Consider the following 26,463-nt stretch of genomic DNA (forward strand, 5'->3'; position numbering starts at 1 on the left):
GGTCGGTGGGAGGCCGCGCGTCAGGGCCGCGGTGACGGCGCTACAGCTCAGTCCGAGGGCGCCTCGTCGAGGCGCACGCGCACGTCGCGCTCGCTCTCACCGGTCCGCACCCGCAGCACCACCGTGTCTCCCGGCCGGTGGGCCCGGATGGCGACGATGAGCTCCTCGGACGCGGTCACGGGCCGGCCGTCGATCGCGAGGATGACGTCGCCGCGCCGGATCCCGGCGGCGTCGGCCGGGCCGTCGGGCGTGACCGCCGACTGACCGTCCGGGTCCTGCTCGAAGACCCGCACGCCCTCGCCGGAGTACTCGTTGTCGAGCAGCACGCCGATCACGGGGTACGTCGCGCGGCCCGTCTCGATGAGCTGCTCGGCCGTGCGGCGCGCCTGGTTCGAGGGGATCGCGAAGCCGAGCCCGATGCTGCCGGCGCTCGTGAGACGCCCCGGGAGCTGCGCGATCGCGGAGTTGATGCCGACGACCTCGCCCGCGGCGTTGACGAGCGGCCCGCCGGAGTTCCCGGGGTTGATCGCGGCGTCGGTCTGGATCGCGTTGATGAAGGCCGCGTCGCTGGAGTCCCCCGCGACGACGGGTCGGTTCCGCGCGCTCACGATCCCCGTCGTCACGGTCCCGACGAGCCCGAGCGGCGCGCCGACCGCGACCACCGGGTCGCCGACGACGACCGCGTCGGAGTCGCCCAGCACGAGCGGCGTGAGCCCCGAGGCCTCGACCTTGACGACCGCGAGGTCGTACTCGCCGGTCGCCCCCACCACCGTGCCGGGCAGCTCGGAGCCGTCGCCGAACACGACCACGAGCGAGCCGGAGTCCGCGCCCGCGACCACGTGGTTGTTGGTCAGCACGTAGCCGTCCTCGCGCAGCACGAAGCCCGAGCCCGAGCCCTCGCCGTCGGGCGTGCGGACCTCGATCGACACGACGCTGGGCAGCACGCCCGCGGCGATGCCCGCGACCGAGTCGGGCGCGCGGTCGACCGGCGCCCCGGTCCCGCCGGGGACCGCGACCGTGGGCAGCGCCGCGTCGGCCGGCCGCGCGTCGTCCGGCAGCAGGCGCGCGCCGAGCACGCCGCCCCCGACGCCCGCGACGAGGGCGAGCACGACCAGCGGCGCGACCCACGCGACCGACAGCGTCCGCCGCCGCCGGCGGCGGACGACCTGCGGCGCGGCGGCGGCGCCGGGGGTCGGCGGGCTGAGCGGCACGGGCGACGCGTGCCCCGGGGCCGCCGCGGGCGGCACGGGGGCGTACCCGGGGTGCGCGCCGGGGACGGGTGCGGCGTCTGCGACCGGCGCGTCCGCGGCGGCCGGGCGCGCGACGTGCCGGTACGACGACGGGGCCGCGAACAGCGGCGCGGACGGTGCCGGGGCGGGCACGGGACCGGTGGCCGCCGGCTCGGCGGGACGCGTCCCGTCGGCGTCGCTCACGGGCGCTCCCACACCGTCGACACGGTCTGCCAGCCGCGGCCGATGCGCCCGGTCATGGTGTCGTCGTAGCCGCCGGCCGGGAAGGCCGCGACGAGCGCGTCGACGTCGCCGTCGTCCTGCGCGGCGACGACCTGCACGACCGTCGCCTCGGACTGCCACGCGACGTGCCAGGGCTCGTACGACAGCACGTGGACCTCGCGACCGCCGATCTCGCGGACGGGGGCGCCCGCGAGCGCGTCGGTGTCGAGGCGTCCCTGCTGCTCCGTCACCACGAACGTGCCGTCGGGGCCCGCGACGTCGACCTCGAGCGTGTCGACGTCGCCGGGCGACCAGCGGATCCCCGCGACGCGCCAGTCGGTGGGCAGGCTCTGCGGGAACGTCCACCCCTGGCCGCGCAGCCGCGACACGGTGTCGTCGTCGGCACGCAGCGTGCGTCCGTCGACCGCGACGGCCGACGGGTGCGCGAGGAGCCCGAGCACCGCCGCGGGGTGGCTCGTGGGGGTCACGACGGGACGGCCGCCGAGGACGAACAGGCTCGCGGCGACCGCGCCCAGCCCCGCCACCGAGCCCACCACGAGGCGCACGGGTGAACGGCGCGCGACGACGTCGCCGCGCAGCGCACGCGTGGCCGCGACGGGCAGCGCGGCGCCGCCGCCGACGGCGAACGGGTCGCACCGGGGCGCGTCCGGCGGCGCCCCCTGCGCGGACAGCGAGAGCAGACGGGCCGTGAGGTCCTCGGTGGGCTGCACGGGCTCCGCGGCCGCGAGCGCGCGCCGCGCGGCACGCGCGTCGGCCAGCTCGCGCGCGCACGCACCGCACAGCGCGACGTGCGCGAGCGCGCGCTCGGTCGCGGCGGGGTCGAGCTGCCCGTCCACGAGCGCGCTGATGCGCGAGCCGAGGTGCATCATCGGGCCACCCCCGCGGGGGCGTCCGCCGTGCCGGTCACGACCCCCGGCAGGGACGCGTCCGGGTCGGCGGACGTCGCGGCGGACGGCCGCCGGTGCTCGAGCGCGACCCGCAGCCGGGCACGGGCCCGGTGGATCCGCGAGCGCACGGTGCCGAGCTTGATGCCCAGCGTGACGGCGATCTCCTCGTACGACAGCCCCTCGATGTCGCACAGCACGACGGCCGCGCGGTACTCGGGCGGCAGCGCGTCGAGCGCGCGCTGCACGTCGTGGTCGAGGTTCCCGTTCTCGAACGCGCGCTCGGGCGTCGCGAGCGCGTCGGGCGAGGCCCAGCGCTCGGTGTCGTCCCCGATGGTCTCGATCCGCACGCGCTGGCGGCGGCGCGCCTGGTCGAGGAACAGGTTGGTCGTGATGCGGTGCAACCACCCCTCGAACGTGCCGGGGCTGTACGTGTGCAGCGACCGGAAGACCCGCACGAACGTCTCCTGCGTGAGGTCCTCGGCGTCGTGCCGGTTGCCGGTCAGGCGGTACGCGAGACGGTAGACGCGCGCCGAGTGCTCGCGGACGATCTCCTCCCACGACGGTGCCTGCCAGTCGGCGGGCTGATCGCTCATGTGCGTGGGTTCTCTCCGGGTCGGGACGCTGACCACCAGTGTCCCAGGTCGACGCCAGGACCTCGACCCGTGTTCGTCGTGGGCGAACCCATGCGCGCCCGTCCGCCACGCGCGCGCGGTGACCGACGGCCGACGCACCCGGGACTACGCTGACCGGCAGGGACGCCCCCGCCCGGGGCGCACGACGAGGAGGCCGACATCTCCACCGACAAGGCCCAGAGCTGGGTGTACTGCGAGGAGTTCCTCGACGAGGACGACGTGCTGCTGCGGGCCCGCGAGCGCGCGTCGCACCTCGGGTGCACCCCCGTGGCCCCCGGTGCGGGTGCGGCGCTGCGCGTGCTGGCGGCCGCGGTGCAGGCGCGCGCGGTCGTCGAGGTCGGCACCGGTGCCGGCGTCGGCTCGCTCTACCTGCTGCGCGGCATGCCCGCGGACGGCGTGCTCACGACGATCGACATCGAGCTCGAGCACCAGCGCGCCGCCAAGGAGGCGTTCGCCGAGGAGGGCGTCCGCAGCACGCGCACGCGCGCGATCTCGGGCCGCGCGCTGGACGTGCTGCCGCGCCTGACCGACGGCGGCTACGACATGGTCGTCGTCGACGCCGACGTCGAGGGCTACCCGGGCTACGTCGAGCAGGCCGTGCGGCTGCTGCGCCCGGGCGGCGTGCTGGTCGTGGACGACGCGCTCTGGTACGACCGCGTCGCCGACCCGGCGCGCCGCGACGAGACCACGACGACCGTGCGGGACGTCGGCCGGCAGGTCCGTGCGGACGAGCGCCTGGTGCCCGCGCTGCTGCCCACGGGCGACGGCCTGCTGGTGGCCGTGCGGCGCTGACCGCTCCCCCGCCGGGGGGCGGCGCGGGCACGCGTCAGATCAGCGCGTCCAGGTACTCCAGGAGCAGCCGGGCGCCGTAGCCGGTCGCGCCCTCGGTGACCTCGTGCTTGTCGGCGGTCGCCCGTGCAGGGCCGGCGATGTCGAGGTGGGCCCAGGTCCGCTCGCCGACGAAGCGCTGCAGGAACAGGGCCGCGGTGATCGAGCCGCCGCCGATCGTGCGGTCCTGCGGCACGTGCCGCAGGTCGGCGACGGACGAGTGCACGGCCTCGGCGTAGTCCGCGACGAGCGGCATCGGCCAGGCGAGCTCGCCCGTGCGCTCACCCGCGGCGGCGAGCGCGGCGACGAGGGCGTCGTCGGTGCCGTACAGCGCGGCGTGCTGCTTGCCGAGGCCGAGGCTCGCGGCGCCCGTGAGCGTCGCGACGTCGAGGAGCACGTCGGGCTCGAGCGTCGCGTCGGCCCACGCGAGCGCGTCGGCGAGCACCAGGCGCCCCTCGGCGTCGGTGTTGGCGATCTCGACGGTCGTGCCGCCGTGCAGCGTCAGCACGTCGCCGGGCCGGTAGGAGGCGGCGCCGACGTGGTTCTCGGCGAGCGGCAGCACGGCGGTCACGCGGTGCGGCACGCGAGAGCGCGCGGCACCGAGGACGGTCGCGAGCGCGACCGCGGCACCGGCCATGTCCGTCTTCATGGGCACCATGGCCTCGCGCGGCTTGATCGACAGACCGCCCGTGTCGTAGGTGATGCCCTTGCCCACGACGACGACGTGCCGGCCCCCGCCGCCCTCCGGCGTGTACGTGAGCCGCACGAGGCGCGGCGGCGAGGCGGAACCGCCGCCCACCGCGAGGATCCCGCCGAACCCGCCCGCGGCGAGCTCGCGCGGGCCGAGCACCTGGACCTCGAGCCCCGCGTCCGTGCCGAGCCGGCGCGCACGGTCCGCGAGCCACGCCGGGTCCTTGACGTTCGAGGGCGTGTTGGCGAGGTCGCGCACGAGCCACGTCGCGGTGGCCCCGGTGCGGGCGGCCTCGACGGCCGTCGCCACCTCGTCGCCGTCCCGCCCGAGCAGCACGAGCTCGGCGGCGCGCGCGGTCGGCGGCTCGGCCGTGACGCGCGGCGTCGTGTACGCCGCGAGCAGGTAGCCCTCGACGACCGCGCGCGCGGCACGTGCGGCGCCGGCGGCGTCGTGGTGGGTCTGCGCGCCGACGGTCGTCGCGACCCGGCCCAGGTCGCGCGTCGCGCGTGCGAGCGCCGCACCCGCACGGCGCAGCGCCGTCGGGCTCTCGTCGCCGACGCCCACGAGCACGAGCCGCGGCGGCAGCCCCGCCCACGGCAGCGCGACGGACGACCCGACGGGCAGCGGCAGGTGCACCGTGAACGCCTCGCCCGCCGCACCCGTGAGCCCGGCGCGCTCCGCCAGCTCGGCGAGGTCGACGCCGTACCGCGCCGCCGCCTGCGGCGTCCCCGAGCGGGGCTGCAGCGCGTCGTCGCCCGGCCGCGGCGGGGCGACCTGCACGGCCACCGCGTCGACCGACCCGTCCGTGAGGAGCGGGGAGTCGACGACGGTGGCGCCGTGCAGCGTGACGAGCGGCGGCGTGCGCAGGGCGGCGGTGCCGGTGGAGCGAGGGCTCATGCGGCGGTCGTCAGCCGACGACGGAGGACAATGCCTCGCCCAGCTCGGCGGCCTCGGTCGCGTTGAGCTCGACCACCAGCCGTCCGCCACCCTCGAGCGGGACGCGCATGACGATGCCGCGACCCTCCTTGGTCACCTCGAGCGGTCCGTCGCCGGTCCTCGGCTTCATCGCGGCCATGCGGCCTCTCCTTCGCCTCGTCTACGGCCGTCCGACGTTCGTCGGCGGCCCCGGCAACCTCACTGGTCAGCCGGTTGTCCGCCGACCATCCTAGTTCACCGAGGGCGGACACCGCCCCGGTGCCCGCACCACGGACCGCTCACGGCGGCCAGTCGCCGTGCGGGTTGAACTCCCACATCTGGCGGATCCACAGCACCTGCAGCCCCAGCATGAGCACGAGGACGGCGCCGAACCACAGCCGACGCGCCCACGGGGGCCGCGTCACGACCCCGGCCGTCACCGCTGCCAGCGGGAACGCGAGCAGCAGGAACCGCGCGAGGCTCGAGCCCGGCTCGATGACCGCGACGATGTACAGCACGTACGCGGCCGACCACGCGTGCAGCTCGGGCCCGACGCGCCACGCGGCCGGCACCAGCAGCACCGCCAGCACGAGCGCCGCACCGGCCGCGACGAGCCACGGCCCGGCGTCGCCGAACCAGAACTGCGGCACGTACGTCCAGCCGTAGAACGGCGTCACCTCGCGGATGCCGCGCCACGCCTCCTGCGTCTGCAGGTAGCCGTCCGGCACCCCCGTCGCCCAGCCGCAGACGGCCGGCCACGCGACGCCCGACACCCCCGCCGCGACCGCGAGCCCGGCGAGGCCGAGGCCGTCGCGCCGCCCGAACGTGTCCTCGCCGCGGCGCGCACGCCACCAGCGCACACCCGCGTGGACCACCACGACGACGGCCATCGGCAGCGCGACCGCGCGCGTGAAGCCGAGCGCCACGACCGCGAGCGCGGCCCAGCCGTACTGCCGCCGCACGATCAGCAGCAGCGACGTCGCGACCAGCAGCAGCGCGGCGGACTCGGTGTACGCCACCTGCAGGACCGCGGCCGTCGGGAACGCGCAGACCAGCGCGACCGACGCGAGCGGCAGCCCGGGCCGCGCCGCGACCGCGCGAGGCGCACCCTGCCGGACCACCTCGTGCACGACCAGCGCGGCCGCGGCCGCGAGCACGAGCGAGACGGTCGGCGCCACGACGACCCACGAGCCGCCCGTGAGCGCCATGAGGCCCCGCACGAGCATCGGGTAGAGCGGGAAGAAGGCCCAGGGGTTCTGCTGCACGAGCCCCTGCGCGTCGCGCGGGAGCTCCGCGGGGTAGCCGCTCTCGGCGATCTGCCGGTACCAGCCGCCGTCGTACATGAGCGCGACGTACTCCTGGTACGGCGGGTTGGCGTCGGTCCAGAGGTTCGCCTCCTGGACCGTCGACGTCCACACGAAGACCACGCCCGCGAGCAGCCGCGACGCGGCGAACACGAGCAGCACGTGCACCCACCAGGGCCACGCACGGACGCGCTCCCACCACCCCGCGGGCCGCCGCTCCGGCGCGGCGTCGTGCCCGGTCGCGTCCGCGGCGGCCACGGCGCCGTCGCCGTGCCCGCCCTGCGCCGCGCTCACACCATGCCCCGCAGCGCGACCGCGGGCGCCCGCTCGGCGCGGATCGCCGCGACCATGTCGAGCGTGCGCCGCGTCGCCGCGACGTCGTGCACGCGGAACACGCGCGCACCGAGCCACGCCGCGACCGCCGTCGCGGCGAGCGTGCCCTCGAGCCGCTCGTCGGGCGGCAGGTCGAGCGTCTCCCCCACCAGGTCCTTGCGCGAGATCGCCATGAGCACAGGGTGCCCGATCTGCACGATCTGCGGGGTGCTTCTGAGCAGGTGCAGCGAGTGCCACGTGGTCTTGCCGAAGTCGAGCGTCGCGTCGACGAGCACCGCGGCGGGGTCGACCCCGAGCGCGACCGCCCGCGCGGCCGCGGCCGTCAGCGTGCGGACCACGTCGTCGACGACGCCGTCGAGCGGGTCGACGCCCGGCGGCGCGGGGTACGTGACGCGGAACGGGTCGGTGCGCGGCGTCGCGCCGCCGGTGTGCGAGCACACGACGCCGAGCCCCCGCTCGGCGGCGACCTCGACGAGCCCCGGGTCGTGCCCCGCCCACGTGTCGTTGAGCAGGTCGGCACCCGCGTCGGCGACCGCGCGCGCGACGCCCGCGCGCCACGTGTCCACGCTCACCAGCAGCTCCGGGTGCCGCGCGTGCACGCGCTCGACGACGGGCACGACGCGCGCGACCTCCTCGGCCTCGTCGACCGCCGGACCGCGGCCCGCCCGCACGCCCCCGACGTCCAGCACGTCGGCGCCCTGCTCGACGGCCCTGTCGACGGCCGCGTCGACGTCGTCGTCGCGGTAGCGCGCCGCGGCGTAGAACGAGTCCGGCGTGCGGTTGACGACCGCCATGACGACGGGCCGGTCGGGCGCGAACGTCCGACCGCGCAGCCGCAGCGGCGTCGCACCGGCGGGGACGCCGGGCAGCGGGCCGCTCGTCACCACCCGCCGCCGGCGAGCTGCTCGTCCTGCGGCTCGCCGCCGACGGGCTCCGGGACCGGGCCGCCGCCGGCGACCTGCGCCTCGTGGTTCGCCCGTTCGGTCGCCTCGGCGGCCGCAGCCTCCTCGGCACGGATCTCGGCGTTGCGCCGCACGACGACGTCGACGGCCTCCTCGGCGGTCGACGCGACGTGCAGCAGGTCGACGTCGGCGGCGGCGATCATGCCGTTCTCGAGGACCGGTCCCCGCAGCCACGCGAGCAACCCGTCCCAGTAGTCGCCGCCGAGCAGCACGATCGGGAAGCCCGTGACCTTGTGGGTCTGGACGAGCGTGAGCGCCTCGAACAGCTCGTCGAACGTGCCGAAACCGCCGGGCAGCACGACGAAGCCCTCGGAGTACTTGACGAACATCGTCTTGCGGGCGAAGAAGTAGCGGAAGTTGACGCCGAGGTCGACCCACCGGTTCATGCCCTGCTCGAACGGCAGCTCGATCCCGAGGCCGATCGACAGCCCCTCGGCGTCGGCGGCACCCTTGTTGGCCGCCTCCATGATCCCGGGGCCGCCGCCCGTGATCACCGCGTACCCCGCGTCGACGAGGCCGCGCGCGACGTCCTGCGCCATCGCGTAGTACGGGTCGCCCGGCTTGACGCGTGCCGAGCCGAACACGCTCACGGCGGGCCCGACCTCGGCCAGCGCGCCGAACCCCTCGACGAACTCGCTCTGGATCCGCATGACGCGCCAGGGGTCCGAGTGCAGCCAGGAGGCGCCCTCGCCGCGCGACAGCAGCCGCTGGTCGGAGGTCGTGGCGGGGATCTGGTCGCGCCGCAGCAGCACGGGGCCGCGGCGGTACTCCGGTGCGGGTGCCGACGTCTCGTGGGTCATGGCCCCGAGCCTAGGTGCAGGTGGGACGCGTCGCGGGGGGAAGCGCGCCGCTCGCCGCAGGCCCGGGGACGCCGCGTCAGGCCGTGCCGGGGGCGTCCGGCTGCTCGCCCGTGAGCCACGTGCGCAGCGCGCGGTGGCACAGCTCGATCTGCGCGACGGGCACGCGCTCGTCGTCCTTGTGGGCGAGCAGCGGGTCGCCGGGCCCGAAGTTCACGGCGGGCACCCCGAGCTCGCTGAACCGCGCGACGTCCGTCCAGCCGTACTTGGGCGCCGGGCTGCCCCCGGTCACCGCGAGGACCGCGGCCGCGAAGTCCTGCGCGGCAGGCGCGTCGAGCCCGGGGCGGGCGCCCGCGGCCGCGTCGGTGACCTCGACGTCGTAGCCCGCGAACAGGTCGCGCACGTGCGCCACGGCCTCGTCGACCGACCGCGACGGCGCGAACCGGTAGTTGACCGTGACGACGCACGCGTCGGGGATGACGTTGGTCGCGACGCCGCCGCTGATGAGGACCGCGTTGAGGCTCTCGCGGTACGCGAGCCCGTCGACCTCGACCGTCGCGGGCTCGTACGCCTCGAGCCGGCGCAGCACCTCGCCCGCGGCGTGCACCGCGTTGACGCCGACCCACGCGCGCGCCGAGTGCGCCGCGACGCCCGCCAGCCGCACCTCGACGCGCAGCGTGCCGTTGCAGCCGCCCTCGAGACCGCCGTCGCTGGGCTCGCCGAGCACCGCGAAGTCCGCGGCGAGCCACTCGGGGTGGTGCCGCACGACGCGGCCCAGGCCGTTCAGCTCGGACGCGACCTCCTCGTGGTCGTAGAACACCCACGTCACGTCGTGCACGGGAGCGGTGAGCGACGCGGCGAGCGACAGCGCGACCGCCACGCCGCCCTTCATGTCCACCGTGCCCCGGCCCCACAGCACGTCACCCTCGAGGCGCGTCGGCAGGTTCCCCGCGAGCGGCACCGTGTCGAGGTGGCCCGCGACGACCACGCGACGCTCGCGCCCCAGGTGCGTGCGTGCGACCACGGTGTCGCCGTCGCGCAGCACCTCCAGGTGCGGGTGCGCGCGCAGCGCGGCCTCGACCGCGTCCGCGAGGCGCGTCTCGTCACCGCTCACGGACGGCAGGTCGCACACCTGGCGCGTGAGCGTCACGACGTCGGCGGACAGGTCGAGCAGGTCGTCGGCAGCCACGGCGCCGACCCTACGCGTCCGTCCGCTCCCGCACCGCGGACGGGCCGCCGCGCGGACGGGGCCGCGCCGTAGGCTGGCGCCATGACCGACCGCACGGCCTGGGGCCTCGGCCTGGCCACCGTCACCGAGTCCGGCACGACCCTCGACGTCTGGTACCCGACCCCCGCCCTGGGCGAGCCGCCCGCGTCCCTCGTCGCCGACGACGCGGCGTCCGTGCACGAGCACGCGCCGGCCGACCTCGCGGCGTGCGAGCGCCACGACGCCGCGCGCCGCGTGCACGTGCGCCTCGTCGCGACCGTCGTCGACCTCGACGCGCCCCCCGCCGGCACGGCCGACGCCTACCTGCGCCTGCACCTGCTCTCGCACCGGCTCGTCGCACCGCACGGGCAGAACCTCGACGGCCTGTTCGCGGTGCTGCCGAACGTCGTGTGGACCGACCGGGGCCCGTGCGCGGTCGAGGACTTCGAGGCCACCCGGCTGCGGCTGCGCGCCGCCACCGGCACGCCGGCGACCGTGTACGGCGTCGACAAGTTCCCGCGCATGGTCGACTACGTGCTGCCGTCGGGCGTGCGCGTGGCGGACGCCGACCGCGTCCGGCTGGGCGCCCACCTCGCACCGGGCACGACCGTCATGCACGAGGGGTTCGTCAACTTCAACGCGGGCACGCTGGGCACGTCGATGGTCGAGGGCCGCATCTCGGCCGGCGTCGTCGTCGGCGACGGGTCGGACGTCGGCGGCGGCGCGTCGATCATGGGCACGCTGTCCGGCGGTGGCCGCGAGGTCGTGTCGATCGGTGAGCGCTCGCTGCTGGGCGCCAACTCGGGCCTCGGCATCCCGCTCGGCGACGACTGCGTGGTCGAGGCGGGGCTCTACGTGACGGCCGGCACCAAGGTGCGGCTCGTCGGGTTCGACGTCGAGGGCGCCGTCGACGACGGCGACGCGCGCGTCGTGAAGGCCCGTGCGCTGGCCGGGGCCGACAACGTGCTGTTCCGCCGCAACTCGCGCACGGGCGAGGTCGAGGCCGTCGCGCGGTCGGGCGCCGGGGTGCACCTCAACGCGGCCCTGCACGCGAACTGACGCCGTGGCCCGACCCCGCAGGCGCCGTCGTCGTGGCGGCTGCCTGCCCGCGCTCGGCGTCGCCGTCCTCGCGGTGCTCGTCGTGGGGCTGGGCGTCGCGGGGGCCGTCGCGCTGCTCGACCGCGCCCGCCCGGAGCGCCCCGTCGCCGAGCGCTGCGTGGCGCACCTCGACGGCACCGACTGGAGCCTGAGCCCCGACCAGGCGCAGAACGCCGCGCTCGTCTCGTCGCTCGCCGTGCGGCGCGGCCTGCCCGCGCGCGCCGTGACCATCGGCCTCGCGACCGCGCTGCAGGAGTCGCGCCTCGAGAACATCGACTACGGCGACCGCGACTCGATCGGGCTGTTCCAGCAGCGCCCGTCGCAGGGCTGGGGCACGGTCGAGCAGATCATGGACCCCGTCTACTCGACGACCAAGTTCTACGACGGGCTCGAGAAGGTCGCGGGCTACCAGGACATGCCGGTCACGCAGGCCGCGCAGGCCGTGCAGCGCAGCGGCTTCCCCGACGCGTACGCGCAGCACGAGGCCCGGTCGCGCGCGTGGGCCTCGGCGCTGACCGGCTTCTCGCCCGCCGCGCTGCGCTGCACGCTGCGGCCCGTCGCGACGCCGACCGGCACCGGGCCCGTCACCGACCGCGTCGCGCGGGACTGGGGCGACCTGCCCGCCGTGGTGACGCTCGCGGACGGACCGGAGGGCACGGCGTCGACGGTCGACCTCGACGCGACCTCGATCGCGCCGCAGGACGTGCCGCGCGCCGCGTGGGGGCTCGCGCAGTGGGCCGTCGCGGTCGCGCGCGACACGGGGGCCGACGCGGTGACCGTCGCCGACCAGCGGTGGTCGCGCGCGGACCCGACGTGGCGCCCGACCGGTGCGCCCGCGCTGCCGACCGGTCAGGTGCGGGTGACGGTCACGGGCTGACCCGCGGCGCCCGGCACGCGGGCGCCGCCCACCGTCAGCGGTCGGTGACGGGCACGTACGCGCGCTCGGTGGCGCCCGTGTAGACCTGGCGCGGGCGCCCGATCTTGGTCTGCGGGTCGTTCATCATCTCGCGCCACTGGGCGATCCAGCCGGGCATGCGGCCCAGCGCGAACAGCGGCGTGAACATCTGCTCCGAGAAGCCCATCGCCTTGTAGATCAGACCCGTGTAGAAGTCGACGTTCGGGTACAGCTTGCGCGAGACGAAGTAGTCGTCGTGCAGCGCGATCTCCTCGAGGCCCATCGCGATGTCGAGCAGCTCGTCGGTGCTGCCGAGCGCCTGCAGCACCTCGTGGGCGCTCTGCTTCACGATCGCGGCACGCGGGTCGTAGTTCTTGTAGACCCGGTGGCCGAAGCCCATGAGGCGGACGCCGTCCTCCTTGTTCTTCACGCGGCGCATGAAGTCGGTGGCGTCGCCGCCGTTCGCCTTGATCTGGTCGAGCATGCGCAGCACGGCCTCGTTCGCGCCGCCGTGCAGCGGGCCCGAGAGCGCGTTGATGCCGGCCGCGACCGACGCGTACACGTTGGCGTGGCTCGAGCCGACGATGCGGACGGTCGACGTCGAGCAGTTCTGCTCGTGGTCGGCGTGCAGGATCAGCAGCTTGTCGAGCGCGTTGACGACGACCGGGTCCGGGTCCCACTGCTGGTAGGGCACCGCGAACGTCATGCGTAGGAAGTCCTCGACGTACCCGCGCGAGTAGTCCGGGTACAGCAGCGGCTCACCCTTGGCGGTGCGGTGCACGTAGGACGTGATCGTGCGCGTCTTGGCGAGGATGAGGACCGTCGCGAGCTCGACCGTCTCGGGGTCGAACGGGTCGAGCGACTCCGGGTAGAACGTCGACAGCGCGTTGAGCGCCGACGCCATGACCGTCATCGGGTGCGCGCCGCGCGGGAACGAGCCGAGGAACGTGCGGAAGTCCTCGTGGACGAGCGTGTGCCGGTTGACGCGCTCCTCGAACGAGCTGAGCGCGTCGGGCGTCGGCAGCTCGCCGTTGATGAGCAGGTACGCGACCTCGAGGAACGACGAGTGCTCGGCGAGCTGCTCGATCGGGTAGCCGCGGTAGCGCAGGATGCCCGCGTCGCCGTCGATGTAGGTGATCTGCGACTCGCAGGACGCGGTGTTCATGAACCCGGGGTCCACGGTGACCATGCCGGTGTCGCGCAGCAGCGACGAGACGACGATGCCGTCGTTGCCCTCGGTCGCGGGGACCACGGGCAGGTCGTGGGCCTCCCCGCCGACCACGAGCTGGACGGGGGCCTGCACCGGTGCGGTGACGACGTCCGACATGGTGTTCCTTCCTGCGCCGACGAGCGTGCGACCGGCCCCGGCGGGTGCGCCGCGACCATCTTCGGTGGCCGGCGCGCGGTGGTGACCCTCGTCGGCCCGCAGTGACGGTACCTGCGAATCCGGCGTCCTGACGACCGTGCGAACGGACCTTGGTCCGTATGTGACACGCCTCACAGGGGGTAGGGCGTCGGGCCGCGCGCCGCGCGCACGCGACGCGCGACCCGCCGGCTCACGCGCCGGACAGCCTGGCCGCGGCCTGCGCGACGCGCTCGTCGGACGCCGTCAGCGCGACCCGCACGTGACCCGCGGCCGCCGCGCCGTAGAACGCGCCGGGCGCCACCAGCACGCCCAGCGACGCGAGGTCCCGCACCGTCGTCCACGAGTCCTGGAACCCGCCGTCGGGCCGCACCCACAGGTACAGGCCCGCGTGCGAGCGGTCGACGACGTACCCCGCGGCCTCGAGACCGGCCCGCAGGGCACCCCGCCGGCGCCGGTAGCGCTCGCGCTGCTCCGCGACGTGCGCGTCGTCCCCGAGCGCGACCGTCATCGCCGCCTGCACGGGGGCCGGCACGATCATCCCCGCGTGCTTGCGCGTCTCGAGCAGACCCGCGACCAGCGCGCCGTCGCCCGCGACGAACGCGGCCCGGTAGCCCGCGAGGTTCGACTGCTTGGACAGCGAGTACACCGCGAGCAGCCCGGCGGTGTCGCCGCCCGTGACCCGCGGGTCCAGCACGCTCGGCACGCCGTCCGTCGCCCACGGCGCGTCCCACGCGAGCTCGGCGTAGCACTCGTCCGACGCCACGACGACCGGTCGGCCCGTGCGCGCCTGCGCGGCCCGCGCCGCGTCCACCACGGCCCGCAGCTGCGCCACGTCCAGCACCGACCCGTCCGGGTTGCCCGGCGAGTTCAGCCACACGAGGCGCACGTCGTCACGCTGCGCCAGCACGGCCGCCGGATCCTCGACGGGCACGGGCGTCGCGCCCGCCAGCCGCGCACCGACGTCGTACGTCGGGTACGCCGTGGCGGGGTGCAGCACGACGTCGCCCGCCCCCAGGCCCAGCAGGGACGGCAGCAGCGCGACGAGCTCCTTCGAGCCCACCGTCGGCAGCACCGCGTCCGGGTCCAGGCCCGGCACGCCGCGCCGGCGCGCGAACCAGTCGACGACCGCCTCGCGCAGCGCGCGCGTGCCGTGCGTCGTCGGGTACCCCGGCGCGTCGGCGGCCGCGGCGAGCGCGTCGCGCACGACCGCGGGCGTCGGGTCGACGGGCGTGCCGACCGACAGGTCGACGATGCCGTCGGGGTGCGCGCGGGCCAGATCGGCCAGCGGCACGAGCGAGTCCCACGGGAAGTCCGGCAGCGCGCCGGTCAGCAGTCCCACGTGCGCGTCGTCCGCGGTGCGCGGCGTCAGTCGCCGTGCACGCGCAGCGGCAGCGTGGCGATGATCGGGTGGTCGTGCGCGATCTCACCCATCTTCGCGGCGCCGCCGGGCGAGCCGATCTCGTCGAAGAAGTGCACGTTGGCCTCGTAGTACGACGACCACTGCTCGGGGACGTCGTCCTCGTAGTAGATGGCCTCGACCGGGCACACCGGCTCGCAGGCGCCGCAGTCCACGCACTCGTCGGGGTGGATGTACAGCGACCGCTTGCCCTCGTAGATGCAGTCGACCGGACACTCCTCGATGCACGCCTTGTCCTTGACGTCCACGCAGGGTTCGGCGATCACATACGTCACGGCGGGTCCTCCACGGGTGCAGCGGTCGACCTAGTATCCCCCACGTGACCGTCCCGACGAGCCCCCGTCCAACCCCCGACACGCGGTGCACGACGTGAGGCGCGCCACGTGGCGGGACTGGACCCCCGGGACGCGCGTCGTCGTGCGTCGGCTGCGGGACGACCTGCCCGCCGGTGCGCCGACCGGCACGCTGCACGGCGGCGAGCCGCCGTTCACCGACGTCCTCGGCGACGTGCTCGCCGTGGACGACGCCGGGCTCACGGTGCGCACGCGCCGCGGCGACGTCCACGTGCCCGCCGCGGCGGTCGTGCGCGCGAAGACCGTGCCGCCCGCCCCGCCCCGGCGCGCGCCGCGAGCAGCCGCCCCCGGCGGCGCGGACGCCCGGCACGAGGTCGGCGCGGACGTGCGGCACGACGACGGCCACGACCACGGCCGCGCGGACGACGACGGCCCGGACCGCTCGGCCTGAGCCGCCGGTCCGGGCCGTCCGCACGTCAGGGCGTCGCGGGCGCCCCCGGCGCCGGCGGGCTGCCGCACACCACGCGGTTCTGCGGCTTGTACCGCCAGGTCCTCGACTCGGTGTCGACCAGCTCGCCCGCGAGGTACACGCGGCGCGTGTTCGTCACCGTGAAGCCGGGGTTGCCGGCGCTCTGCGGCTGGCACGTCGCCGACTGCGAGTACACGGTCGTCGGCGAGACGACGCCCGAGCGGCCGCTCTTCTCGGTCTCGACCGTGAAGTGCTTGGTGCTCCAGATGCGCACGGTCGCGCGACCGTCGGCCACGTACCCCTGCACGAGTGCGCCGTACGGCGTGTTGTTCTTCCACTTCATGTCGATCACGCCCGTGAAGATCGTGGCCTCACGACCCTCGGGGTACCGCTGGAACCACTCCGAGTGCGGCGTGTGCTCGACGTCCTCGAAGCCCGCGAAGTACGCCGCGTTGTACGTCGTGGTCGACACCTGCGACAGGCCGCCGCCCCACGCGTCGGCGTGCTCGCCGTTGACGATCGCACCGGCCTGCACGAACCCGTGCGCGGCGTCCACCGGGCCGAGCGCCTCCGTCAGGCTGAACGTCTCCCCCGGCCGCACGAGCGTCCCGGTGATGTTGCGCAGCCCCGTCGAGATGTTCGACGTGCGGCGCGGCTCGCTCGTCAGGGGCGTCGAGAACTCCGACACGACCTCCTTGACGCCGAGCGCCTCGAGCGCGGCCGTCGTCTCCGCGGGGTCGCTCTCGACCAGGTCCACCGTCGCGAGACGGTTGCCCGTCCCCGACGTCGCGGCCGTCGCGACGGCCGACGCCACGCCCGCCGGGTCCAGCGTCGTGCCGGCGACGCCCGGGACGATCACGGGCGCGCCGTCCTGGAACTCGAAGCGCGCGTCGGACGCCGTCGTGAGCAGGTCCGGCAGCTGGGACAGCATCGCGTCGGTCAGCGCCTGGCCGTCGAGCTGCAGCTCGAGCGTGCCGTCCACCGGCGCGAAGGACGCGTTCGCGGTGAGCGTCGCGACGTCGAGGGTCGCCTGCCGGTCCGCCACCTGCACCGTGACCGGGGCGGCGGCGAGCGGCTGCGCGACCTGCGTGAGCACGCGGTCGGTCTCCGCCTGCGTGATGGCGGGCTCGACGACCGTCGTCGGGAGCTCGACGGGCGTCGGCTGCGTGAGCCAGCCGTCCGCGAGCACGTCGGCCGCGGCGGTGACGTCGAGGTCCCAGCCGTCGACCGCCTCGGTCGCGTGCGGGGCGCCGTCGGCGAACACGACGGTGCCGTCGACGGGCGCGAGGACGAGCGACCCGGACAGCTCGGTGAGCGCACCCTCGAGCGCGGTGTCGTCCACCCGGGACACGGGCGGCTGCTCGCGCACGCCGACCAGCTGGCGCCACAGCCGGACCGGCTGCGTGAGGTCCACGCCCGTGAGGCGGGCGACCGTCGCGGGCGCGTCGAGCGCGAGACCGGCCGTCGCGGGGTCGAGCTCCGCCTGGACGTCCTGCGCGACGACCGGCACCGGTCCGGCGGTGCGGTCCGCGAGACCGTCGACGAGGGCCTTCTCGGCCTCGTCCGCCGTCATGCCGCCGATCTCCACGCCGGCCACGGTCGCACCCCGCGGCACCCGGTCGGCGAGGGCGTACGACGCCCCGACGTAGCCGCCGACGAGCAGCACGACGACGCCGCCGACGATCGCGAGCGCGCGCGGCCAGCGCCGCCGGCGCGTCTCCTCCTCGAAGCCGTCGAGTGGCGAGCCCTCGCGCTCGGTGACGGACGTGCGCACGACGGGTCCTCCCGGTGATCCCGGCGCGACGCCCGCGCCCTGGGCGGTCGCGGGCCACGCCGTGGTGCGCGCCGCGTCGTCGTCCACGACCGGCGGCAGCACCGCGGTGGCGTCGGGCGGGCTCGTCGCGCCGGCGGGCGCGGGCGCCGTCGTCGCGGCGGCAGCGGCCACCGGGTCGTCGGCTGCCGCGTCGTCGGCTGCCGCGTCGTCGGTGGCCGGGTCGTCGGCTGCCGGGTCGTCGCCGGCCGGGTCGTCGCCGGCCGTGTCTGCACCTTCGGAAGCGGAAGCAGCCCGCGCGTCGTCGGCAACGGGGACGGCGGCAGCGGGCGCGTCGTCGGCAGCGGGGGCGTCCTCCGCGGCGGCGCCCTCGCGCGGCACGTCGGCGCTGCGCGAGGTCACGTCCGCGACCGTCCCGTCGGGGGCGTCGTCAGCCGGCACGACGTCGTCGGTGGCCGGTCCGGCGGGCGTGGCGCTCGTGGGGTCCCCGGGCGTGACGGTGACACGGGAGCCGTCCTCGGCCAGCGGGCTGCGGGGCAGCGCGTGCGCGGGCACGCCGACCGCCGCCGCGTTGAGCGCGGCGAACGCGAGAGCCGACAGGTCCAGCGGACCGGCGGCGGGGGCGGGCGCCGCGGCGGGGGCGGGCGCCGCGGAGGGGTCAGGATCCGCGGCGGGGGCAGGCTCCGCGGGCGCGGGCGCGGCGGTCTCCTCCCGCCGCTCGGACGGCGCGCTGCCGGGCGCGACGTCGGGTGCGTCGGCGGGGCGCGCGGCGACGTCCGGGCCGGTGCCCGCGCCGTCGGACCGGGCAGACCCGTCGCGCTCCGGAGCGTCGGCGGTCGGCTCGTCGGCGGCCGGCCCGTCGGCGGTCGGCTCGTCGGCCGGCGGGGCGGTCACCGCGACGTCGTCCCACGAGGGCCAGGCCGTCAGCGGCGCGGCGGGCTCGGGCGCGAGGCTGCGACGCACGGCAGGCTCAGGGTCGCTCGCTCCGCCGGTGGGCGCCGCGCGCTCACCATCGTCGTCCGCGGGCGTGGTGTTCGCGGGCTCGACGGAGGCTGACGTCCCGCCTGCCGGCACGTCATGCGCCACCGTGGCGTCCGCGGGCTCGTCGCGCCCGGGGGTACCCGCCGCCTGCGCGTCGCCGTCGAGGCCGTCGGTGCGCTCGCCCACGACCCCGTCCTCACGCGGCCCGGGCACGGCGGTGTCGCCCGCCGTGCGCTCGTCCGGTCCGTCGCGGTCGGTCCCGTGCGTCATCGATCCCCCGAGGTGGTGCTTGGGCGCGCGCGTTCCGCGCGCGCGGCGATTCTACGGCCGCGGCACCCGCGCACGGGCCCTCGCCCGCGCGGGCGCCGCGCGCGGCACGCCTCGGCCCACGCCGGCCACCCGTCGGCCGGTCAGCGCACGCCGCGGAGCCGACCGCGCAGGTGGACCAGGGCCCCGGCGTCGGGCGCACCCTCGCGGGCGGCGACCACGCGCCCGACCACGACGTCGTGGTCACCCGCGCCGTGCACGGCCTCGGTGCGGCAGTCGAACCACGCGGCCGCGCCGTCGAGCCACGGGGCACCCGACACGGGCGCCGGCACGTGCGCGACCCGGTCGAGCTGGCCGACCGCCGGGCGCCCCGGCGAGGCGAGCCAGTCGGCCACGTCCGCCTGACCGTCCGCGAGCACCGACACGGCCCACGCGTCCGTGCCGTCCAGCACGTCGCGCAGCCGCGCGTCGACGTGCACGCAGAAGAGCAGCATCGGCGGCTCGAGCGACACCGACGCGACCGACGAGACGGTCGCGGCGTGCGCGACGCCGTGCCGGACCGCCGTCACCACGACGACGCCGGCCGCGAGCCGGGCCGCGACCGCGCGGTAGTCCGCGGGCTCGAGGTCCGTCACGGCGCGTCCGGCGGCGTGTCCTCGACCCATCGCCGCGGCACGAGCGCGACCGCCCCCAGCGCGACCACCGCGCCGATCACCCACGCCCAGCCCCAGCCGTCGCCGGCCGGCACGAGCACGTCGCCCCCGGGTCCCTCGCTCGACAGCACCTGCACCGCGACGAGCACCCCCACCGAGGCCGCGACGTAGGCGGGCCAGCCGGCCCACGCGCGCGTCGTCAGCGCGACGGCCAGCACCAGGGCGAGGCACAGCACGAGCCCCCACGGCCGGATCGAGCGGTGCATGACGGTGCCGATGGCGCCGGCGAGCAGGCCCGTGCCGAGCGAGGCGGCGGTCCGGCCCAGGGTGGTGGCGGTGAGCTGCGGCACGGCGCTCAGGCTACCGGCCGCACACCGGCGGGCCAGACGACCCCCGCCTCGTGCGCGCGCAGGCTCCCGGGTGCGTAGCGGTAGCCCTCGACGGTCGGGACGGCGGCGAGCACGTCGTTGCTCAGCGCGTAGCAGCCGACCAGGCCGTCGTCGCCGTCGACGGCCCGCACGGCCTGCACCTGCGTCGCGTGCGCGCGCAGCGCGGCCAGCACGCGGGCGCGCACCGGCGCGACGTCGACCACGAGGTCGACCTGGTCGTCCGGCACGGCGACCGACGGCGGCTCGGCGGCCGGGTCCGGCAGGGTGAGCCCCTCGATCGCCGGCCCGAGGGCCGCGAGGACGGCCTCGCCCGCGAGCGCGGTCTGCGCGCGGCGCAGCGCCGCCCGGCCCGTCACGGCCCACAGCGCGACGGGCACGACGTGCGCGGGCGACAGCGGGTCGTCCCCGCGGGCCGCGAGCTCGAGCGCTCGCACCGTCACCTCGTGCGTCCGCACGTGGTCCGGGTGCCCGTAGCCGCCGCCGGGCTCGTACGTCACGACGACGTCGGGGCGGCGCGAGCGCAGCACGCGTGCGAGCCCTTCCGCGGCCTCCTCGAGCGACGCGAACGCGAACGCGCCGGGCGGTGCGTCGCCCGCGGCCCCCGCGCGCCCCGCGGCGACCCACGCCATGCCCGAGTCCTCGTACCGCTCGTCCTGGCCGACGGCCTCGTCGAGGAACCCGTGGTCCTGCACGCCGAGCGCCGCGAGCGCCTGCGCCAGCTCGCCCGTGCGGTGCTCCGCGAGCGCCGGGCCGTCGCCCTGCAGGTGCGCCCACCGCTGCCCGATGACCTCGCCCCGCTCGCCGCGCGTGGCGGTCACGACCGTCACGGGCCGACCGGCGGCCGCCCACGTGGCGAGCAGCGCACCGGTCGCGAGCGACTCGTCGTCGGGGTGCGCGTGCACCGCCAGCAGCCCTCCGCTCACGCGTCGGCCTCCGTGCTCTCGCCGTCGCCCGCGCCGGTGCCCGCAGCGCTCGCGTCGCGGCGCTGCGCGAGCATCTTCCGGACACGGCGGTTGGCGCCGCTCGCGACGAGGCGGCCGCGCTCGGCGGCGACGCCCTCGCCGATGGCCTCCTCGAGCAGCTCGCGCTGCGCGAGCCGCTCCGCGACCAGGCGCGCGTGGTGCTCGGCGCGGAACGCCCGGACGGTCGCGGCGACCATCGCGAGCATGACGAACGAGAACGGCAGCGCGATGAGGATGGCGGCCGTCTGGAGCGTCACCAGGCCGCCCGCGACCAGGAGCGACGCCGCGAGCAGCGCCGTCACGGCCGACCACGCGACGCGCGTCCACGTGCGCGGCGAGGGGTGGCCGCCGGTCGTCAGCATCGCGACGACGAACGAGCCCGAGTCCGCGCTCGTGACGAAGAACAGACCGATGAGCACGACCGCGCCCACCGACAGCGCGACCCCGCCGGGCAGCCGCCCGAGCAGGTCGAACAACGCGTTCGTCTGGTCGACCTGGCCGTCGGCGCCGACCAGGCCGCCGCCGCCGAACAGCTCGGTCCACAGCGCGGAGCCGCCCAGCACCGAGAACCACAGGAACGTCGCGACGACCGGCACGCCGAGCACGCCGACGACGAACTCACGGACCGTGCGGCCGCGCGAGATCCGCGCGATGAACACCCCGACGAAGGGCGCCCACGAGATCCACCAGCCCCAGTAGAACGTCGTCCAGGCGGCCTGCCATGCCTCGCCCTCGGCGCCCGAGAACGCGCTGACGTTGAACGACATCGGGACCACGCGCGCGAGGTACACGCCGATCGACTGCACGAACTCGCGCAGCAGGAACAGCGTCGGGCCGAGCGCGAGCACGCACACCATGAGGAGCCCGGCGAGCGCGACGTTGACGTTCGACAGCCACTTGAGCCCCTTGTCGAGGCCCGACACGACCGACACCGTCGCGACGGCCATGATCGCGACGACGAGCACGACCTCGAGCCCGGTCGACGCGGTCACGACACCCAGGTGCTCGAGGCCGCCGGCGATCTGCAGCACGCCGAGGCCGAGCGACGTCGCGAGGCCGAACACCGTGCCCACGACCGCGATCACGTCGACCACGTCGCCCAGGCGCCCGGCGGCGCGTCGCTCCCCCACGAGCGGCTCGAGCGCCCACCGCATCGACACGGGGCGGCCACGGCGGTGCACCGCGTACGCGAGCGCCAGGCCCACCACGACGTACACCGACCACGCGTGCACGCCCCAGTGCAGGTACGTCTGCACCATCGCCGTCTCGGCGAGCTGGGCGGGCGTGCCCGACGTCCCCGGCTTGGGCTCGGCGTAGTGGCTGAGCGGCTCGGCGACGCCCCAGAACACCAGGCCGATGCCCATGCCCGCGGCGAACAGCATCGAGAACCACGACCCGAGCGAGAACTCGGGCTCGTCGTCGTCGTCCCCGAGCATGATGTCGCCGAAGCGGCTCAGCCCCATCCACAGCGCGAACAGCACGAAGCCCGCGACGATCAGCACGTAGTACCAGCCGAACGCGCCGATGACGTCGGCCTGCACGGCCTCCACGACCGACTCCGCCCGGTCCGGGAAGAGGATCGCCAGGCCCGCGAGCAGCACGATCACCGCGGCGGCGGGCGCGAACACGCGCCAGGAGACGCGGGACACGCCGGACGTGGCCGGCGACGGGGCGGGGGTGGCGGCGCTGGGTTCGTCGGTCGGCGTCGTCATGCCGTCATCCTCGCCCCTGCGGGTCAGGACCGCTTGTTGCGTGCGGTCTGACGTGCGCGCTCGGTCTGGTCGAGCACGACCTTGCGGATGCGCACGACCTCGGGGGTGACCTCGACGCACTCGTCCTCGCGCGCGAACTCGAGCGACTCCTCGAGCGTGAGCTTGCGCGGCGGCACCAGGTTCTCGAACGACTCCGACGTGGACGACCGGATGTTGTTGAGCTTCTTCTCCTTGGTGATGTTGACGTCCATGTCGTCGTTGCGGGAGTTCTCCCCGACGACCATGCCCTCGTACACCTCGGACGTCGGGTCGACGAAGAACACGCCGCGGTCCTGCAGGTTGAGCATCGCGAACGGCGTCGCGACGCCCGCACGGTCGGCGACGAGCGAGCCGTTGGTGCGGGTCTCGATCGGGCCGGCCCACGGCTCGTAGCCCTCGGCGATGGACGACGCGATGCCGGTGCCGCGCGTGTCGGTGAGGAACCGCGTGCGGAAGCCGATGAGGCCGCGCGCCGGCACGACGAACTCCATGCGCACCCAGCCGGTGCCGTGGTTGCTCATCGTCTCCATGCGGCCCTTGCGCTGCGCGAGGAGCTGCGTGACGGCGCCGAGGTACTCCTCGGGCACGTCGATCGTCATGCGCTCGGTGGGCTCGTGCACCTTGCCGTCGATGGTCCGGGTGACGACCTGCGGCTTGCCGACCGTGAGCTCGAAGCCCTCACGACGCATCTGCTCGACGAGGATCGCGAGCGCGAGCTCGCCGCGGCCCTGCACCTCCCACGCGTCGGGACGCTCGGTGGGCAGCACGCGCAGCGACACGTTGCCGATGAGCTCGCGGTCGAGGCGGTCCTTCACCTGGCGGGCCGTGACCTTGTGGCCCTTGCCGCCCTTGCCGGCCAGCGGGGACGTGTTGATCCCGATGGTCATCGAGATCGCCGGGTCGTCGACCTGGATGAGCGGCAGCGGGCGCGGGTCGTCGGGGTCGGTGAGCGTCTCGCCGATCGTGATGTCCTCGATGCCGGCGACGGCGACGATCTCGCCCGGGCCCGCCTGCTCGGTCGGCACGCGGTCGAGGGCCTTGGTCTCGAGGAGCTCGGTGACGCGCACGTTCTGCAGCGTGCCGTCGTGCCGGGCCCACGCGACGGTCTGACCCTTGCGCAGGGTGCCGTTGTGGATGCGCAGCAGCGCGAGACGCCCGAGGAACGGCGACGCGTCGAGGTTGGTCACGTGCGCCTGCAGCGGCGCCGTGGGGTCGTACGACGGCGCGGGGATCTTCTCGAGGATCGTCGCGAACAGCGGCTCGAGGTCGGGGCTGTCCGGCAGCCCGCCGTCGGCGGGCTGCTCGAGCGACGCCTTGCCGACCTTGGCGGCGGCGTACACCACGGGCACGTCGAGGATCGCGTCGAGGTCGAGGTCCGGGACCTCCTCGTGCAGGTCGGACGCCAGGCCGAGCAGCAGGTCGGTCGCCTCGTGCACGACCTCCTCGATGCGCGCGTCGGGGCGGTCGACCTTGTTGACGACGAGGATGACGGGGAGCTTCGCGGCGAGCGCCTTGCGCAGCACGAACCGCGTCTGCGGCAGCGGCCCCTCGGACGCGTCGACGAGCAGCACGACGCCGTCGACCATCGACAGGCCGCGCTCGACCTCGCCGCCGAAGTCGGCGTGCCCGGGCGTGTCGATGACGTTGATGGTGATGCCGTCGGGCTGCCCGACCTTCGCGGCCGCGGGACCGGCGTACCGGACCGCGGTGTTCTTCGCGAGGATCGTGATGCCCTTCTCGCGCTCGAGGTCGCCCGAGTCCATGGCCCGCTCGTCCACGTGGTCGTGCGCGCCGAACGCGCCGGACTGCCAGAGCATCGCGTCGACGAGCGTCGTCTTGCCGTGGTCGACGTGCGCGACGATCGCGACGTTGCGCAGGTCGGAACGGACGGCCGTGCCGGAGGCCTGGTCGGTGGCGGGCATGCGGGTACTCATCTCAGGAGGGGGGCACGCCGGGCGCGACGCGGCGTCCATCTTACCGCCGTGTCCAGCGCCACCACCATGTGAGGTCCGCCGCTCCCGGCGTCAGCGCGGGCACGGGGTCGAGCACGGGCAGCCCCGGGTCCTCGTCCGCGGACCGCTCCGCGGTCAGCGTCACGACCGGGGTGCGCACGAGCGGCAGCACCGCGCCCGACGCGACCAGGGCGGCGGACACCTCTGCGACCTGCGCCGGGACGACCGCGGGGTCGCGCTGCGCGACGAGCGCGTCGAGCGTCGCGTCCAGCGCGGCGTCGGCGTGCCCCGTGACGTTGGTGGCGCCGCCCGTGCGCCAGCGCGCGGCCAGCGCGGCCACCGGCAGGTCCTCCTGCACGACCGGCACGACGGCCACGTCCCAGTCCTCGGGACGCGTGCGCAGGGTCCCCGCGGGGTCCGTCGCCTCGACCGGCTCGACGTCGAAGCCCGCACGCCGCCCGGCCTCCACCAGGGCGTCGACCACACCCGCGCGGACCGGGTCGGCGGTGTTCGCGAGCACGCGGACCGTCACGCGCTCCGGCGCCGCGTCGGTCGTGGCAGGTGCACGCCCGTCCCCGGCCTGCGCGTCCCCGGCGTCCGCGTCCTCGGCGTCCGCGTCGCCCGACTGCGGCGCGGCGGGCGCCTCGGCGCCGACCTGCGCCGCGACCACGTCGGAGACCTCGGCCCCCTCCCACAGCGGCGCGACGACGTCGTTCACGGCCTGCTCACGGGGGACGCCCGCGAGGAACGCCCGCCGCAGCTCGGCCGCCGCTGCCGCCGGGTCGGCCGCGGACGCGTGCGCGGCCGGGTCGAACGCTCCCCCGGCCGCCTCCTGCACCACGAGCTGGAGCACCGCGTCGCCGCCCGTGACGACCGTGACGTCGTCGGCGTCGACCGCGGCGGCGAGCACGTCGGCCGTGCTCAGCGGCGCCGCGACGTCGAGCTCGTCGGACCCGACGGCCGCAACCTGCGCGAGCGGGTCGAGGTCCGTCCGCAGCCGCACGCGGTCGAACGCGGCCGGACGCTCGCCCGCATACGCCTCGTTGCGCACGGCCTCGACGCCGCCGTCGTCGACACGCTCGAGGACGTACGGCCCGGTCGTCGTGGTGAGCGTCGGGTCGGCCGCCACCGCACCCGCGCGCCCGGCGCCGCGCCACACGCGCGACAGCGGCACGAGCGCGGCCCGGTCCTGCTGCTGCACCGCCGTCACGACCGCCGCGGCCCAGCGCTCCGCGTCCTGCGCCGGAACGGGTGCGGCGGTCGCGCCGGGCGTCGAGGTCGCCTCGGGCGCGGAGGTCGTGGTGGCGTCCGGGGCCGCGCCGGGAGCCGGGGTCGCGTCCGACGCCGCGGTGCCGGACGCTCCCGGCGCCGGGGCCTCGGCCTGCGCGGTGACGTCCGCGGTCGGCTCCTGCGCGGGGAACCTCGGCGCGGCCGGGTCCAGCGCGAGCCGCCCGACGACGTGCGCGGGAAGGTTGACGTCGAGCGCGACCTGCCAGTCCGCGACGGGGGTGTCGTAGACGACCGTCAAGGTGGCCCCGTCCACCGCCGGCACCGCGGACGCGTGCGCGAGCGCCGCCGACGTCGCGCCGAACGCGACGACGTCGTCGAGGTCGCCCGCCGGTGCGCCGTCGGCGTCGAGCTCGGGCACCACCTCGTCGAGCTGCCCGCTCCGTGCCGCCCACTCCAGCAGCAGGTCCGCCGGGGTGACCGCGACGCCGTCGGACCACCGTGCCGTCGGGGCGATCGTGTACCGCACGGTCAGCGGGTCGTCGGCGACCTTCTCGACCGTGCCGAACGACGCGTCCTGCTCGACGGTGCCGTCGGCGGCGAGCGTCGTGAACCCGAACTGCACGAGCCCGCGGACCAGCACGCTGCCCGGTGCGCGACCGGCCGCCGTCGCGCCGTTGAGCGACACGAACGGGAGGTCGACGCCCACGGCGACCGTCCCGGCGCGTGCCGGGTCCACGGGGTCCGACGTGCACGCGGCGAGCGCACCCGTGAGCACCACCACCAGCCCTGCCGCGACGCCGCGCGTCGCACCCACCCGTGTCCGCAGCACCGACCGACCTCCCGCAGCTGTGCACCACCTACCAGGGCCGGGCACGTGCGCGCCCGGTGGAACCCGCCGTGCCGGGCCCGACGTGGTCGGACCCGGCACGGCGGCACAGCGT

23 protein-coding genes are annotated in these 26,463 nt (G+C 76.0%); 4 read left to right on the forward strand and 19 right to left on the reverse strand.

Features of this window, described 5'->3' with window-relative positions:
• Positions 1–47: 47 nt before the first annotated feature.
• From E4A51_RS11715 to sigE, 3 genes are read right to left on the reverse strand one after another with little or no spacing between them, the layout of a single operon-like run.
• Positions 48–1,433 carry a S1C family serine protease gene (locus tag E4A51_RS11715; RefSeq protein ID WP_240696453.1) on the reverse strand — a complete coding sequence of 462 codons (1,386 nt, stop codon included), beginning with the start codon at positions 1,431–1,433 and terminating at the stop codon, positions 48–50.
• Positions 1,430–2,341, reverse strand: a complete 912-nt coding sequence (locus E4A51_RS11720) for a zf-HC2 domain-containing protein (RefSeq protein ID WP_046530323.1) — start codon at positions 2,339–2,341, stop codon at positions 1,430–1,432. The genes E4A51_RS11715 and E4A51_RS11720 overlap by 4 nt, the downstream gene beginning before the upstream one ends.
• Positions 2,338–2,952 (reverse strand): RNA polymerase sigma factor SigE, encoded by a 615-nt coding sequence (gene sigE, locus E4A51_RS11725; RefSeq protein ID WP_070319349.1) that lies wholly within the window; start codon positions 2,950–2,952, stop codon positions 2,338–2,340. The genes E4A51_RS11720 and sigE overlap by 4 nt, the downstream gene beginning before the upstream one ends.
• Positions 2,953–3,150: 198 nt before the next feature.
• Here sigE and E4A51_RS11730 point away from each other — a divergent pair, with 198 nt between their 5' ends.
• Complete coding sequence (locus E4A51_RS11730) at positions 3,151–3,783, forward strand: O-methyltransferase (RefSeq protein WP_046530321.1); 633 nt, start codon at positions 3,151–3,153, stop codon at positions 3,781–3,783.
• Positions 3,784–3,817: 34 nt separating this feature from the next.
• On the opposite strand, the gene E4A51_RS11735 is transcribed toward E4A51_RS11730, so the two are convergent.
• The 6 genes from E4A51_RS11735 to dapE all read right to left on the reverse strand — a co-directional run bounded on the left by E4A51_RS11735 (position 3,818) and on the right by dapE (position 10,010).
• On the reverse strand, positions 3,818–5,407 hold the full coding sequence (locus E4A51_RS11735) for a M17 family metallopeptidase (protein WP_134851851.1): 1,590 nt from the start codon (positions 5,405–5,407) through the stop codon (positions 3,818–3,820).
• Between the two features lie 10 nt (positions 5,408–5,417).
• Positions 5,418–5,585, reverse strand: coding sequence for a DUF3117 domain-containing protein (locus E4A51_RS11740; RefSeq protein WP_082131650.1), 168 nt, complete (start codon positions 5,583–5,585; stop codon positions 5,418–5,420).
• 139 nt (positions 5,586–5,724) lie between these two features.
• Entirely contained in the window at positions 5,725–7,023 is a 1,299-nt protein-coding gene (locus tag E4A51_RS11745) for a hypothetical protein (RefSeq protein WP_233421089.1), read from the reverse strand.
• On the reverse strand, positions 7,020–7,946 hold the full coding sequence (gene folP, locus E4A51_RS11750; RefSeq protein ID WP_134851852.1) for a dihydropteroate synthase: 927 nt from the start codon (positions 7,944–7,946) through the stop codon (positions 7,020–7,022). The genes E4A51_RS11745 and folP overlap by 4 nt, the downstream gene beginning before the upstream one ends.
• Positions 7,943–8,824, reverse strand: a complete 882-nt coding sequence (locus tag E4A51_RS11755) for a TIGR00730 family Rossman fold protein (RefSeq protein WP_134851853.1) — start codon at positions 8,822–8,824, stop codon at positions 7,943–7,945. Before E4A51_RS11755 ends, folP begins: the two co-directional genes overlap by 4 nt.
• A gap of 76 nt (positions 8,825–8,900) precedes the next feature.
• Positions 8,901–10,010, reverse strand: coding sequence for a succinyl-diaminopimelate desuccinylase (dapE, locus tag E4A51_RS11760; RefSeq protein WP_134851854.1), 1,110 nt, complete (start codon positions 10,008–10,010; stop codon positions 8,901–8,903).
• Between the two features lie 81 nt (positions 10,011–10,091).
• Here dapE and dapD point away from each other — a divergent pair, with 81 nt between their 5' ends.
• Positions 10,092–11,087 carry a 2,3,4,5-tetrahydropyridine-2,6-dicarboxylate N-succinyltransferase gene (gene dapD / locus E4A51_RS11765; RefSeq protein WP_046530318.1) on the forward strand — a complete coding sequence of 332 codons (996 nt, stop codon included), beginning with the start codon at positions 10,092–10,094 and terminating at the stop codon, positions 11,085–11,087.
• A gap of 4 nt (positions 11,088–11,091) precedes the next feature.
• The gene (locus E4A51_RS11770; protein WP_240696454.1) at positions 11,092–12,003 is read left to right on the forward strand and encodes a hypothetical protein; all 912 of its coding nucleotides are present in this window, start codon (positions 11,092–11,094) and stop codon (positions 12,001–12,003) included.
• 34 nt (positions 12,004–12,037) lie between these two features.
• On the opposite strand, the gene E4A51_RS11775 is transcribed toward E4A51_RS11770, so the two are convergent.
• The 3 genes from E4A51_RS11775 to fdxA all read right to left on the reverse strand — a co-directional run bounded on the left by E4A51_RS11775 (position 12,038) and on the right by fdxA (position 15,079).
• On the reverse strand, positions 12,038–13,348 hold the full coding sequence (locus E4A51_RS11775) for a citrate synthase (RefSeq protein ID WP_082131647.1): 1,311 nt from the start codon (positions 13,346–13,348) through the stop codon (positions 12,038–12,040).
• A 229-nt stretch (positions 13,349–13,577) separates the two neighbouring features.
• The gene (gene dapC, locus E4A51_RS11780; protein ID WP_175578568.1) at positions 13,578–14,726 is read right to left on the reverse strand and encodes a succinyldiaminopimelate transaminase; all 1,149 of its coding nucleotides are present in this window, start codon (positions 14,724–14,726) and stop codon (positions 13,578–13,580) included.
• A 26-nt stretch (positions 14,727–14,752) separates the two neighbouring features.
• A complete protein-coding gene (gene fdxA, locus E4A51_RS11785; protein ID WP_046530317.1) occupies positions 14,753–15,079 on the reverse strand; it encodes a ferredoxin in 327 nt (108 codons plus the stop codon).
• Positions 15,080–15,173: 94 nt separating this feature from the next.
• Between fdxA and E4A51_RS11790 the strand changes: the two genes are divergently transcribed.
• On the forward strand, positions 15,174–15,548 hold the full coding sequence (locus E4A51_RS11790) for a hypothetical protein (RefSeq protein WP_233421088.1): 375 nt from the start codon (positions 15,174–15,176) through the stop codon (positions 15,546–15,548).
• A 25-nt stretch (positions 15,549–15,573) separates the two neighbouring features.
• Here the strand turns inward: E4A51_RS11790 and E4A51_RS11795 are convergent, their stop codons facing one another.
• From E4A51_RS11795 to E4A51_RS11825, 7 genes are all read right to left on the reverse strand, one after another.
• Positions 15,574–18,588, reverse strand: coding sequence for a VanW family protein (locus E4A51_RS11795; protein ID WP_134851855.1), 3,015 nt, complete (start codon positions 18,586–18,588; stop codon positions 15,574–15,576).
• 140 nt (positions 18,589–18,728) lie between these two features.
• Positions 18,729–19,220: a flavin reductase family protein gene (locus tag E4A51_RS11800; protein ID WP_240696455.1), complete on the reverse strand. Its 492-nt coding sequence runs from the start codon at positions 19,218–19,220 to the stop codon at positions 18,729–18,731.
• Positions 19,217–19,588, reverse strand: coding sequence for a hypothetical protein (locus E4A51_RS11805; protein WP_134851857.1), 372 nt, complete (start codon positions 19,586–19,588; stop codon positions 19,217–19,219). Before E4A51_RS11805 ends, E4A51_RS11800 begins: the two co-directional genes overlap by 4 nt.
• Positions 19,589–19,593: 5 nt before the next feature.
• Positions 19,594–20,550, reverse strand: a complete 957-nt coding sequence (locus E4A51_RS11810; RefSeq protein ID WP_134851858.1) for a PIG-L family deacetylase — start codon at positions 20,548–20,550, stop codon at positions 19,594–19,596.
• Positions 20,547–22,301: a BCCT family transporter gene (locus E4A51_RS11815; protein WP_070319341.1), complete on the reverse strand. Its 1,755-nt coding sequence runs from the start codon at positions 22,299–22,301 to the stop codon at positions 20,547–20,549. The genes E4A51_RS11810 and E4A51_RS11815 overlap by 4 nt, the downstream gene beginning before the upstream one ends.
• A gap of 23 nt (positions 22,302–22,324) precedes the next feature.
• Entirely contained in the window at positions 22,325–24,262 is a 1,938-nt protein-coding gene (gene typA / locus E4A51_RS11820; protein WP_070319340.1) for a translational GTPase TypA, read from the reverse strand.
• A gap of 52 nt (positions 24,263–24,314) precedes the next feature.
• The gene (locus E4A51_RS11825; RefSeq protein WP_167748904.1) at positions 24,315–26,351 is read right to left on the reverse strand and encodes an ABC transporter substrate-binding protein; all 2,037 of its coding nucleotides are present in this window, start codon (positions 26,349–26,351) and stop codon (positions 24,315–24,317) included.
• Positions 26,352–26,463 lie beyond the last annotated feature (112 nt).

The organism is Cellulomonas sp. HD19AZ1 (assembly GCF_004535805.1).
GTDB classification, from domain to species: Bacteria; Actinomycetota; Actinomycetes; order Actinomycetales; family Cellulomonadaceae; genus Cellulomonas; species Cellulomonas iranensis.